Origin of the sequence: Paenibacillus sp. S-38, from assembly GCF_049942825.1 — a bacterium.
GTDB lineage: Bacteria > Bacillota > Bacilli > Paenibacillales > NBRC-103111 > Paenibacillus_G.
In genome coordinates this window covers 3,239,792-3,252,564 of the sequence record NZ_CP187970.1, presented here as the reverse complement: position 1 = coordinate 3,252,564, position 12,773 = coordinate 3,239,792, and the positions used below count along the sequence as shown (strand labels likewise).

General features: G+C 54.1%; 11 protein-coding genes. 2 read left to right on the top strand and 9 right to left on the bottom strand.

The window, feature by feature from the left end; genetic code table 11:
* Positions 1 to 98: 98 nt before the first annotated feature.
* From ACP26L_RS15035 to ACP26L_RS14995, 9 genes are all read right to left on the bottom strand, one after another.
* On the bottom strand, positions 99 to 371 hold the full coding sequence (locus ACP26L_RS15035; protein ID WP_013916561.1) for a hypothetical protein: 273 nt from the start codon (positions 369 to 371) through the stop codon (positions 99 to 101).
* 23 nt (positions 372 to 394) lie between these two features.
* Positions 395 to 1,090: an endonuclease III gene (nth, locus tag ACP26L_RS15030; RefSeq protein ID WP_426453643.1), complete on the bottom strand. Its 696-nt coding sequence runs from the start codon at positions 1,088 to 1,090 to the stop codon at positions 395 to 397.
* A 263-nt stretch (positions 1,091 to 1,353) separates the two neighbouring features.
* On the bottom strand, positions 1,354 to 4,110 hold the full coding sequence (locus ACP26L_RS15025; RefSeq protein WP_426453642.1) for an S-layer homology domain-containing protein: 2,757 nt from the start codon (positions 4,108 to 4,110) through the stop codon (positions 1,354 to 1,356).
* Between the two features lie 47 nt (positions 4,111 to 4,157).
* Complete coding sequence (locus tag ACP26L_RS15020) at positions 4,158 to 4,763, bottom strand: GerMN domain-containing protein (protein ID WP_426453640.1); 606 nt, start codon at positions 4,761 to 4,763, stop codon at positions 4,158 to 4,160.
* Between the two features lie 13 nt (positions 4,764 to 4,776).
* Positions 4,777 to 6,432, bottom strand: a complete 1,656-nt coding sequence (locus tag ACP26L_RS15015) for an N-acetylmuramoyl-L-alanine amidase (RefSeq protein WP_426453639.1) — start codon at positions 6,430 to 6,432, stop codon at positions 4,777 to 4,779.
* Positions 6,433 to 6,671: 239 nt separating this feature from the next.
* A complete protein-coding gene (locus ACP26L_RS15010; protein ID WP_426453637.1) occupies positions 6,672 to 8,174 on the bottom strand; it encodes an AAA family ATPase in 1,503 nt (500 codons plus the stop codon).
* Positions 8,167 to 8,715, bottom strand: coding sequence for a hypothetical protein (locus tag ACP26L_RS15005; protein WP_426453636.1), 549 nt, complete (start codon positions 8,713 to 8,715; stop codon positions 8,167 to 8,169). The genes ACP26L_RS15010 and ACP26L_RS15005 overlap by 8 nt, the downstream gene beginning before the upstream one ends.
* Positions 8,716 to 8,983: 268 nt before the next feature.
* Positions 8,984 to 9,478 (bottom strand): DUF5590 domain-containing protein, encoded by a 495-nt coding sequence (locus ACP26L_RS15000; RefSeq protein WP_426453634.1) that lies wholly within the window; start codon positions 9,476 to 9,478, stop codon positions 8,984 to 8,986.
* A 28-nt stretch (positions 9,479 to 9,506) separates the two neighbouring features.
* On the bottom strand, positions 9,507 to 10,805 hold the full coding sequence (locus ACP26L_RS14995) for an amidohydrolase (RefSeq protein WP_426453632.1): 1,299 nt from the start codon (positions 10,803 to 10,805) through the stop codon (positions 9,507 to 9,509).
* Positions 10,806 to 11,080: 275 nt separating this feature from the next.
* Here ACP26L_RS14995 and ACP26L_RS14990 point away from each other — a divergent pair, with 275 nt between their 5' ends.
* Positions 11,081 to 11,701 carry a DUF47 domain-containing protein gene (locus ACP26L_RS14990; protein WP_426453630.1) on the top strand — a complete coding sequence of 207 codons (621 nt, stop codon included), beginning with the start codon at positions 11,081 to 11,083 and terminating at the stop codon, positions 11,699 to 11,701.
* Between the two features lie 61 nt (positions 11,702 to 11,762).
* Positions 11,763 to 12,758, top strand: coding sequence for an anion permease (locus ACP26L_RS14985; RefSeq protein WP_426453628.1), 996 nt, complete (start codon positions 11,763 to 11,765; stop codon positions 12,756 to 12,758).
* Positions 12,759 to 12,773: the final 15 nt, after the last annotated feature.

Below are 12,773 nucleotides of genomic sequence, written 5' to 3'. Positions count from 1 at the left end.
TGCCTAAGTCTCTGTCAACCCTTGTATTCAGGGTCTTCTATGGTTCGATTCCCGGAATCGATTTTCCTTATAAACAAAAAAACCGAATCGCTTCGGTTTTAGTGTACCATATTTTCCGTTTCCGGGATAAAAATTTCGAACACGTCACGGTGCTGCAGGATCGTAATGTCACGGTCCTTCACCTTCATCACAACCACCTCTGGACGCTGCTTCATCCGGATCAGATAGTTCTCCGGCACACTGCCCGACTCCGATACCGTAATGCCCTCTACCTGCTTCTCTTCGTTCTCCTCCAGAGGGGTTTGAAGCACCTTCTCATAAATGTCGGAGAATACCTCAAAATCGCTGGTGTACACAGAAATACATTTCATTGCTTATCCTGTCCTTTCTTTTTTCAAACTGTCGCCGTTTTGCTTGGTTTCGCTTTTGGTATAGGTTTCCTAGTCGGGTTCGTTTTCATACGTTTTTTCCCTTCGCGGCACAAATCGAGCAGGGGGCATTCCCCGCAGTTGGGATTCTGCGCCTTGCAGTGGTAGCGTCCGAAGAAGATCAGGCGGTGGTGCGTATCCGTCCATTCTTCGCGGGGAACCCGCTTCATCAGCTTCTTCTCCACTTCCAGCACGGAGTCCTTATGAGCCGCAAAGCCAAGACGCTTGGACACCCGTTCTACGTGCGTATCCACAGCAATGGCCGGCACGCCGAATGCGTTCGATACGACCACATTGGCGGTCTTGCGGCCTACGCCGGGAAGCTCTACGAGCTTCTCATGCTCCTGTGGCACTTCACCATCGTACTTGTCCAACAAGATGGCACAGAGCGCCTGGATATTCTTCGCCTTGTTGCGGTACAGTCCAATCCGTCGGATATCCTGCTCCAGCTCCTCAAGAGGAACGGCAAGATAATCCTCCGGCTTCCGGTATTTGCTGAATAACGTAGCGGTCACCTTATTCACCGTCTCGTCCGTGCACTGCGCGGACAGCAGTACGGCGATTGTAAGCTCAAACGGATTGGAGTGGTTCAGCTCACAGTGAGCGTCAGGGAACATGCCGGCGATGGTGTCTAGTATAACTCTGGCTTGAGTATTGTTCAATCGTTCCCTCTCCTGTTCCGTTTGTTTCTTTCAGTTTACCGAATCGTTCCTGTGTAATCAATGACTAATGCCGACAAAATACGAACTTTTTACGAAAAACAAAGTTTTATTTTTTTTGGAGAACCCCACTGGCATTACAAGTCGGATCCTGCTCATAAGAAAAGACCGCCTGGCATCCGGAGCTACCTCCTTTTACACAGACGATCTCTGGCTAAAAAAGTTTCATACCTTAAAAAGTTTTAAGGAAGAAAATAAGGACGCTTTTACTTCTCAAGCTCGTAGATCTTATCGTCGATCACGTACACGTTCACTTCTTCATCCGCCTTGAAGGAACCCGCCGCCACCGTTTCGCTGCCCTTGTGCAGATATGCCTTGGTGAGCAGATTATAGTTCGTCTTCTCGTTATTCGCACCGGCCTTGAAGATCATCTGCTTCAGAACGCTGTCATAGCCGCTCACCGTGCGTTTGCTGACAGACGCCAGCTCGATGACGTACTTGCCGTTCTCGTCCTTGCGAATTTCCACCCGGTCGTTCGGCTTCAGGGAGCTGATCGTTCCGATCACCGCTGTCCCCTGCTTCACGCTCGCGCCTGTTCCGGCATTAACAACCTGCACGGCGCCGCCGGATGCCTGCAGTGTCACGGTTCCCGCCGCAGCATCCACACCGGTTACTTTGCCCCGCTGTACGTTCTGGATCGTAACCGTGTCCACCTTGGTGCCGACAATGGTAGCCGTGATGAACTCGTCAATGCCGATTTGGCTGAAGGTATGGGTGGCTTGACCCGGGTTGTAGATCTTGTCGTCGTTCTCGACCGTGAACTTTACGGTTTTGCCGCTTGCATCCTTCGCTTGGACTTCACGAGAAGTCGCATTGGTTAGGAGCACCTTATAGACGCCGGATTTCAGCGTTGAGATCTTCGTAACGTAGTCTTGGGCAAATGTCGGCGTAACCCGCACGAGATCGCCTACCTTCAAGTCGGTCAGAGCAGCGGTCGCTTTGCCCTCCACTTCAACCGGTGTTCCGTTATTGACCTTAAAGGTCAAGTTTTGTCCGCCGGCGGTACGGATCGTGAGATCATTGGCAATATTGCTGTTGTTCGTCAGCTGGGTGATCGTCCCGTCCACATACTGCGTATTCTCAATCTGGACAATCTTATCTTTTGACACTTTCAGATCCACTCTGGATTTCCGCGTATTCGTGCTGGTGGAGCTGCCGATGAATACGGTCTGGAATTGGCTCAGGTCAATCTTCGACCCTTGGTAGCGAATCACTGTATTCTCTGAAAGCTTGAACGCTCCTCCGCCAGTATCAGAATTAATGGTCACTAACTTCGTTTCAGAATCATAACCAATGAGGCTAGCGTAAATATACTGCTTGATCGAACGCGAAGTGACGGTAATCCCCACCACTTTATCGTTAAGCAGCTCCAGCTTCAGTTCATCGCCGGATTCGAGATCATAGAGGGACGCGTTCTGCAGTCCGTCGATCGTGACGGCCACATTGTCCGCTATGTAGTAGGCGCCAAGACCCTCACCGCTTTTGCTCACGGTAAGAATGGTCTTGTCCTCGTTCAGGCTGGTCATGGTCGCCTGCACGGACTGTCCGTAATCCGCCTGCTTGCGGATCGTAATATTCTGCAGCACGTTGTCTTTGATTTCGTAGGTGACATTATCGCCTACCCGCAGCTTGGTGATATCCGATGCGGTTCCCTCCGCCGTCTTCACCGAGGTCTGGAGCGAGATGCCATAGTTCTCCGGAAGCCCGGTGGTGCTTTCCTGGAACGAAATCTGCCCTTTGTCCGCCTCTATGCTCAGGATGGTGCCCTCTGCGGTCTTGCTGATCGGAAGCTGCTTCACTACGATTAGAGATATTTTCTCTTCCTTAAGCAGCGTATTGCGCTTAAGCTCGACGATCGTACCCGGTACGACGGAGCTCAGGCTGAGCCCTCTACCCTCATGGTCCGTTACCGACACATTCGCTGACAAAGGATATAAGGTATCCTGATTGCCCTGCTGGAGCGAAACCATCATCTGGTCAAGGTACATCTTGCTCAGCGTGCCTTCGAAGGTTTCAAGCTTCTGTTCTTCGTTCGTCAGCTCGAGGTAAGACACCGCACTGCCCTTCACCACCAAATACACTTCATTGGTCAGCTTAATGTTGGACAGAGCAATCCGCGAATCGTCTTTCGCATTGTACACGGCCGTATCCGAAGACACCGTATATTCCACCGTCTCTTCATTCGAGTTCAGGAGCTTCAGCTTCCGGTCGGTCAGCTCCAGGACATAGCCCGTTACGATATTCTTCGGACGGCTGACCATCTCCTTGTCCGCCCGGCTCAGGAACGTAGCCATCTGTGCCCGGGTCACTTTGCCCTGCGGCTTGAAACCTCCGTCTTCGAAGCCCTGCACGATCTTGAGCGATACGGCCGCGTTAATATACCCGCCGGCCCACTCGGAGTTGTCCTTCGAATCGTTGAAGGAAGAGTTTTCCCCTTCCAGCTCTTCGGCAAGCTGCTCTTTGCCGATGGCACGGATCACAAGCTTGGCGACCCACTCCCGGCTTGCCTCCTTCGTGCCCCAGTTCACCTTGGCTGCAGTTTCTTCCACCTCTTCAGCCGGAATAATTAACCCTTTGTCAAACGCATACGCAATATACGGCTTGGCATAATCGCTGACGGATACCGGCAGCACCGTCTCCGCCTTATTCTTCTGTACCTCCGATTCCAGTCCCATCATGCGGAGGGCCATCACGACCACTTCCTGCTGGGTCACGGAATTCTCCGGACGGTATTCCTTCCGCTCGTACCCTTCGATAATACCAAGGGCTGCCAGCTTCGTTATATGCTTGATCGCCCAGTGCTCGGCGCTCACATCCGAGAACCGCTGAGAGGCCGTATCGGCCGCTGCCGCGGAGCTTCCTCCCGTGGAAGTTTCCGCTGCATAGGCCGGACTGCCCACCGCCAGCGTCAAAGCCAGTACGGCGGCCGCCAGCCTGCGCGCTTGGTTATGTTTCTTGCTCATCATGTATGGCTCCTCTCAGTCTAATGCAGCTTGCACTTTCATTTGTTCTACTGCCGTTTGATCGGGTGCGGAAGGTCCATATGCCCCATGAGGCTGTCGACCGGCTGGCCGTCCAGGAGCACATCGATGCTCCCCACTTCCTCGAATTGGAACAAGGTCTTCTGGAGCGCTTGAAGCAGCAGCTCTTCCCCACCGGAACCCAGCCGGCTCTCCTCAGCCATCGATAGATCGACGGTCAGCTGACCCTCTTTCAGATCGGCTTTCTTAAAGGTGAACCCTTTGAACAAGGTCATCGTATCGGCATCCGGCGCCTTCTTCAGGCTGTTCAGCGCGGCCAGATACTTGTCCTTGTCCGCTTTGTAAGTCACTTTGACGCTTTTCTCCACGAGCTTCTCCAGCTGTGCATCGCTGAAGTAAGCTTTGATCGTCAGCTGCTTCTCGTCCGTCTTCGGCTCCTGCTTTACAGGCGTCTCCTTGGCGGGCTCTGACGTGCCGGTGCCCGGTTTCGGCTCCGCGGCGGGAGCCGGTACAGCTGCATTCTGGGATGGAGGTGCCGGCGCTTCACCCGAAAGCGGCGCCTTCTGGCCGCAGCCTGCAGCCAGGAGTACGGCAATAGCTGCCGCTGCCGTCACTTTCAGCCATGATTGTTGCATCGTTACCCACTCCTTACTCGAGATTCAACTGCTTCTTGATGGCAGCAACGATGGACGCAGCGACCCGGTTCTGGAATTCGTCCTGATACAGCTGCCCTTCATCTGCGGCGTTCGAAAGAAACCCGACTTCAAGCAGCACGGAAGGCATCATCGTATTACGGATCACATAGAAGCGCTCCTGCTTCACTTTCCGGTCCGGAAACCCGGTCGCCTCCAGCAAGTACTTGTGGATCAGGGCGGCAAATTCGCGGCTCTGCTCGGTGTAATAATAGGTCTCGGTCCCCCGGATACTTTCTTTGCCGGCGGTATTGGCGTGAATGGAAACAAACAGGTCTGCCTGCGCGTTGTTCGCCATATCGGTCCGTCCCCCGAGTTCAATGAACGTATCGTCGGAGCGGGTCATGATCACCTCAAGCCGGGAGTCGGTTTTGAGCAGGTCCGCGACTTTGCGCGCCTGCTGTAATACGTAATCCTTCTCCTTGCGTTTCTGCAACGAGATGGCCCCGCTGTCCTTGCCTCCGTGCCCCGCATCGATGACGACACGGAAACGGGTCTTGCCCGGCACGATTTTACCGGTAAGCTCGCCAGGTTTGCTTCCGGCCGCGAGAGATAGATCGGAACGCTGGGACAAATCTACTACTATTCTAACGATAGAATCTTCTTTTGAAAATAGAGAATACCGAATTCCGGTAACGGTCCCGCCGGTCAGCGGGAGCTTGCCTTCCTTCAATCCCTTCAGGTTGGCGGTCAGTGCTTCACCAAGCACCGCGCCCGGAAGGTCGATGATCAGCCGCTCGGGATTGGCCAGACGGAACACGCCCGGCTTCAACTGCGCCCCCTTATCACTCTGGATACTGAGCACATCGCCGGTCAGCGTGATGGATTGGACGGTGGCGAGCTGACCCGAGGCTTCCTTCTCGCCCGTCGACTCCGCATTGTCCGATGTCACGGTCTTCTCGCCTGTCGACTGCGTTCCTTCCGGCGTGACGGTCTTCTCGCCAGTGAGGACGCCGCTGCTCGTCTCCGGCGCGCTTGGCGCCGTTCCATTATCGGACGCCTGGCCCTCGGACGGCTTCACGGATTCCTCGGTCCCGGTTTTCGGCTCCTCCGCCTTCCCGGTGTCTCCCGCTTTGACCGGCTCACCGGCAGCCGGCTGTCCTGCAGGGATATCTTGTGCATCGCCGGCTGCAGGAGTTCCCGCAGGGGCTTGTCCGCCTGCGACTGTGCCTGTCTCAGGCTCCTCCGGCTTCGTCAGGTAGACGGATCTCGCTGCGTTATCCCATTTCACTTCCACGCCAAACTGCTCGCTGACGAAACGGACCGGCAGCATCGTGCTGCCCTCCACGATGACGGGGGCCGCCTCCAGGGCAAAAGCCTTGCCGTTGACGGTCGCCGCTTTCTTGTCGATCACCAGTTCAATGGTCGTCCCGTTTTTGCTCAGCGTCACCTTGCGTGCCTTCTCGTTCCATGCCACTTTGGAGCCTAGGGATTCGGCGATGACGCGGATCGGGACGATCGTGCTTTCGTTCACAATGCGCGGAGCCACCTCAGGCTTCAGCGCCACACCGTCCATGAACAGCTGAATGGCGGGAGCCGCGGCGCCGGCAGCCGCCGGCAGCATCAAGAGCGACAGGATCAACAGAGTGAACCAAGCAGTTAAAGCTTTCATTATGCACCTCTTATTTCCTGTAATTTTACAATTCTTATGTAGAATGCCGGGACACCCTGGGGCTTCCGGCAGAACGAAGGGTATATGTGGCGAAATCTACCATTATATTAGACTACCAAACCTCATAAAAGTTGCACTTTCTCCAAATTTCCTCTCTTTCAGCCGTTTTCAAGGCGCAGCACAAAGAAACCGCAGGCGTGAGCCTGCGGTTTACGGGTTTGCTTCAATTATCTGCAAAATCAGGCAATCTGAGGAGTCACCGATTTCGTAAGAAGGCTGCGGAACTGGTCACCGGAGAGTACTTCCTCGGCAATCAGAATATCGAGGGACTGCTCGAATACGATGCGGTGGCGTTCGAGCATCGCCCGTGTCGTGGAGGTCAGCTCTTGGAGAATCGCCGCATTCTCCTTCATCAGCTCTTCCTTGGTCACCATCTCGCGGTCGATGATACCAAGACGGGTAAGCCCGGAATCCATCATTGTGCGGACCATGTTAAGCGCCTGCTCGAAGTCGTTGCGCGAACCTGTGCTGCGGCCGCCGTAGAACATTTCTTCGGCAACCGAACCTGCCAGCGCCACGATGATCTGGTTCTCGATATGCTGCTTCGTATAGAGATACTGGTCAGCCTGCGGGTTATGGCGGACAAAGCCCAATGCCTTGCCGCGCGGGCTGAGCGATACTTGAGATACCGAGCCCGGACGCACAAGCTCCGCCGCTATAGCATGTCCGAGTTCGTGCATCGCCACGCGCTCCCGTTCTTCCTTCGTGGATTCACGGTCCGTCTTCTCACCGAGCATCACTTTGTCGACCGCCAGCGAGAGATGCTGCTGGCCGATCACTTCGGATTCTTCACGCATTGCGTAGATCGCAGCTTCGTTCATCAGGCTCTCCAGCTGGGCACCGGAGAAGTGGAACGTTTCCTGTGCGATAGCTTCCAAATTTACATTGTCGGCAAGTGGTTTATTTTTTGCGTGGATGTTTAATATATGGAGACGGCCCTTTTTGTCAGGGAGGTCCACTTCGATATGACGGTCAAAACGACCCGGACGCAGAAGTGCGCTGTCCAGCATTTCCTTCCGGTTGGTTGCCCCCATGATCAGAATCCGGGGAGCGTCGGCCGTATGGATCCCGTCGAGCTCTGTCAGCAGCTGGTTCAGCGTCTGGTCATACTCTTTATGCTGGCCGCCATCCCGCTTGCCGCCGATGACGTCAATCTCATCGATGAAAATAATGGCGCTCTCCTTGTTCTCTTTCGCCGCACGAGTGCGCGCTTCCTTGAACAGGTCGCGGATCCGGGAGGCACCGACACCTACATACATCTCAACAAATTCACTGCCCGAAGCGGCCAGGAACACCGAATTGGTGTAATGGGCGGAGGCTTTCGCCATCAGCGTTTTCCCTGTTCCCGGAGGGCCTGTCAGCAGAATGCCCTTCAGCGGACGGATGCCGAGGCGCTGAATATCTTCAGCACGGATCAGAAAATCGAGCGCTTCTTTGAGCTCGCGCTTCGCACGCTCCTGACCGCCGATATCTTCGAACGACATCGGCTTAGGCGCCTGGGCACGCGTCTTGCGCTCAGCCGTACCTACGCCCATGCCGTTGCGGGCGCGGGCCATATAAAGGAACGTTCCGAGAATAACTGACATGAAGATGATCGGAACCACATTCACATTAAGGAAGAAAAGAAACACAATGAGGACCGGGACAAAGCCGATCAGGATCTCTTTGCCGTATTTACTCATTAGGCCACACCCCCATTTTGGCAGCAGCGCGAGGCAGCATGATGTACTTGCTCGCATCTCCGTCCATCAGCGTGATGTACACATAGTTGTCGTCCATCTCGGTGGTGGCTGTAATGGCGGCACCTCCGGTCTGATCCGCTTGGGCTGCTTTCTGCTTCAGTGTTGCAGGAATTTGCGCGTACTGCTTCGTCTCCATGGCTTGGGCTATATCGAACAGCGCAGTAGACCACCACTGTTCCAAACGGGCAGAGCCCGGATTGGTCACTTTCAGTTTCAGATCTTTACGGGCAAGCGCCGTACCGCCTTGGCTTTGAATCTGGTGATAGACTTCGCGAAGCGAGGTTCCCTTCTCGATCTTAATCTCCATAGTTGCTGCCGTACTGCTCAAATCCATGGATACCAGCTCGACTCCCTTGATTCCCGACACGGTCTTCTGCAGCGGACTTTCCATTGCAAAGCTTTGGTAAGCAAAATAGCCACCGAACAACAACGACGACGACACAAGGACACTAAGAATGACTGGTAAGAGACGTAACTTCATGAGCTAGCGTCCCCCTTTCATAGAATATATCGTCTTAGGCATATAGAGAGTATATCACAGGATATATACGATTGGCGATGTAATGTGTGGAAAAATCGTGAAATCCCTAAATTTTTCTTTAGAGTTACAGAAATAGCCGCGGTGGGATGCTGAATCAGCTTCGTCCTTCGCGGCTTTGATCTGTTGCGCAGGTGCTGTCACGGCCGAATCCGGACTTGCCAATCTGCTGCTTGCCGGATCACGCCTCCCTCGCCTGGACCTCCATGCTTCAGCGCAAGGTAAGATTCCAGGTATCGATCGGCTGTCCGTCTGTGAATGTGTAATAATCGTAGAAATACTGCTTCGGTTTATCCTCAGGCTCTATTTTATAGAACACTTCCCATACGGGTGCTCCATTCTGTATGCCGGGCATGGCCCGGAGCACCTCCGCTCCAGGCACCTTCCCGGTTACCTTGGCTGCGGCGGCTTCCGCGTTCATGGCGGCCGGGGCCGGTTCGGTCCGAATCTTATCTCCGGCTGCAAAAACAAAGATGCCTTGGCCGATCTTATCCTCGCCGGTAATGACTGTATAAGTTTCATCACCCACGAACTGCTCGACCTTGTTCACCTTCGCCAGCACCGTCTTCTCATATGCAGCCTGAACCGCCTGGCGCTGACCCGACCATACCGGTTCCATGACCGATTGAAAAACTAAGCCGCCCCCGGCAAATACAGCGGTTACCGCAGCGCCCGTCAGGAGAAGGACCTTCCATCGTTTGCGCAATGCTTATCCCCTCCTTAGCAAAAGCGTCTTATGCGGATGTCAGCCGTTCGAAGGCGGACTGGGCCTCATACATGATTTTCTCTTCATCGAGGGTCAGGCATTCCCTGCCGCGAATGAGCCACTGCCCGTCCACACACACATCGGTAACGTCTCTGGAAGTCGCGGAATAGACCACATGAGAGATCAGGTTCGTGCGCGGGTAGAAGTGGGGCTGGTCTATATCCATTGCAATAAAGTCGGCTTTCATGCCCGGCTGCAGAGTACCTACGTCTTTCAACCAGATGGAGCGCGCTCCGTCCAAGGTTCCCAGCTTCAGCGCATCCCAAGCCGGTACGGCTACCGGATCGCCCGAGACCCCTTTATGAATCAAAGCCGCCAAGCGAATCTCTTCGAGCATATCCAGATTGTTGTTGCTCGCCGCCCCATCGGTTCCCAGCGAGACCAGGACGCCTGCTTTCAGCAATTCAGGTACGCGCGCCACCCCGCTGGCCAGCTTGAGGTTGCTGTTCGGGTTGTGGGATACTCTAACATCGTACTGCTTCAGGATGCCGATCTCTTCATCTGTGAGATGAACGCCGTGAGCTACGAGCGTCGGCCGCGAGAACACGCCAAGCTTCTCGAGATGGGCCACGGGACGCGCACCGTACTGCTCCACATTCTCCTGTACTTCCCGGGCCGTTTCGGACATATGGGTATGTATCGGAAGATTCAGCTCATGTGCCGCGGCCACGATCCGTTCGATATAGTCCGGCGGACAAGTATACGGCGCATGCGGGGACATCATCGCCGTGATCCGTCCGTCCGCTCCGCCATGCCAGTCCTTCGCGAAGCGGACCGCTTCTTCGAGTTTTGCGTCCTGCACATCCCTCGGGCAGAGACCGATGACGCCGCGCGTCAGGCAGGCACGCAGACCGCTCTCCTGCACGGCTTTGGCCACTTCGTTCATATGATCGTACATATCTACGAACGTCGTGGTTCCGCCCTTCACCATCTCAAGGATCGAGAGAAGCGTGCCGCTGCGGACATCCGCCGCCGTAAACTTCGCTTCCATGGGCCACATCTTCTCCTGCAGCCACAGCTGGAGGGCCATATCGTCCCCGTAGCCCCGCAGCAGAGACATAGCGGCATGCCCGTGTGTGTTAACAAAGCCCGGGAGGAAAAGCTTGCCCTTTCCGTCCACACGTTCGTCACATTCACCAAGCTCGCCCTGAGGCGCTTCTCCTATGTACACAATCCGGCTGCCTTCCACGATCATCGTACCGGTGATCACCGGATTTTCCTCGTTCATGGTAATAAAAATGCCGTTATCTATTCTCGTTTTTTTCACTTTTATACTCCTCTCGCAGCCTTTACCGCCTTGATTTCAATGTACAACATTAGAAGAAGAGAAATCAAGCTGACCAGAGCACGCCCCTCTTGCTGGCACCCCTTAACATTCATTAGAATGAAGCTTGAAGGACAAACTAAGATTGCAAATCATTACATGAGTATGTTATTTTTAATTTTGTGTGAATTTGGGCTGTTTTTCTACATAAAACCCGAAAAAAATATGTTTTTATTGTAAATTTCACAATCTTTCACAATCTTGGGAGGCCAAAAACAATGCTTTTTACCAAAAAAAACGACACCGACTTTTTGCTGCTCTTGATCAAAGCGTCGGAAAACACACTGGATGCTGCGCAGAAATTCCGCGATGCGGTGATGGGTACCGAGCCGCCGGCCAACTTCTACCCGCAGCTGAAGGATCTCGAACATAAAGGGGACCAAATCACACACCAGATCTACAAAGGGCTGAACAAGGTTTTTATCACGCCGCTCGACCGTGAGGACATCATGACCCTGGCCACCAAGCTCGACGACGTGCTCGACGGCATCGAAGCCACCATCGCCCGTTTCGATTACTTAAACATTACGGTTTCCGATAATTATATGAAGGAATTCTCCGCAGTCATCGTGGCCAGCTGTCAGCACATTCTCGATGCCTTCAAGCTTCTGGCCAAGAAAAAATACATGCAGCTCTCCGAGCACACGGTACAGATCAACTCCCTTGAGAACGAAGCTGACCGTCTGATGCGCGAAGGGATTCGTGAGATCTTCATGAATCCGAAAGACCCGTATCACGACTTTAAGCTTAAAGAGCTGTACGAGCGTCTGGAAGAAACAACGGATGCCTGCGAGGACGTGGCCGACATCTTAGACAGCGTAGTCCTGCGTTACTCCTAACGGGACCTGTTTGCTAATCCAACCCACCACTTGATCCAGCGGCAGCTTTAGGGAGGAACCCATGTTAACAACCATTATCATCATTGTAGCTTTGGCGCTGCTCTTTGACTTCATTAACGGCTTTCATGATACGGCCAACGCCATTGCCACTTCCATCTCGACCCGTGCTTTGAGCCCGAGAGTCGCGGTGATCGGTGCAGCGACTTTGAATTTTGTCGGAGCCATCTTCTCCTCGGAGGTTGCGAAGACGGTCGGTGGTTCGGTAGCCAACCCGGCCACCATTGAGAACGGCATGCATATAGTTATGGCGGCCCTGATCTCTGCGATTATCTGGAACCTGCTTACCTGGTACTACGGAATCCCTTCCTCCTCTTCGCATACGCTGATCGGTTCCCTTGCGGGAGCGGTTATCGCCGGCGCCGGAATGGGGGCTCTGAACTGGGCCGGCTTCAAATCCATCGTTCTTATTCTCGTCCTATCGCCTATCGTGGCCTTTGCTACCGGGTTCATTATTATGTGGATTATCCGGCAGCTTATTGTCGTGAGCGGAAACAGCTCCCGGACGAAGCTCAACCGTACGTTCCGGAGCTTCCAGGTGATTTCGGCCGCTCTGCTCTCCTTCTCCCACGGCGGGAATGACGCCCAGAAGGCTATGGGAATTATCGTCTTCGGTCTCGTCTCGATGGGATACCAGGACACGCTGGATGTCCCTCTCTGGGTGAAGCTTTCCGCAGCAACCGCGATGGGTCTCGGCACATCGATCGGCGGCTGGCGCATCATTAAGACGATGAGCAAGAAGCTTCTGAAGATCGAGCCGGTCAACGGCTTCGCGTCGGATCTGAACTCTTCCATTGTCATTCAGATCTCTACGCATCTTGGCATGCCGCTCTCCACCACGCATGTCATCTCGTCCTCCATCATCGGTACGGGTTCGGTCCTGCGGTTTCATGATGTGAAGTGGGCGACGGTTACCCGCATGGTGATGACCTGGGTCATTACGATTCCCATCTCCATGCTTCTTGCTTACCTTATTTACAAAATTATTTTCAGCCTTTAATTGAGATTAGTGCAA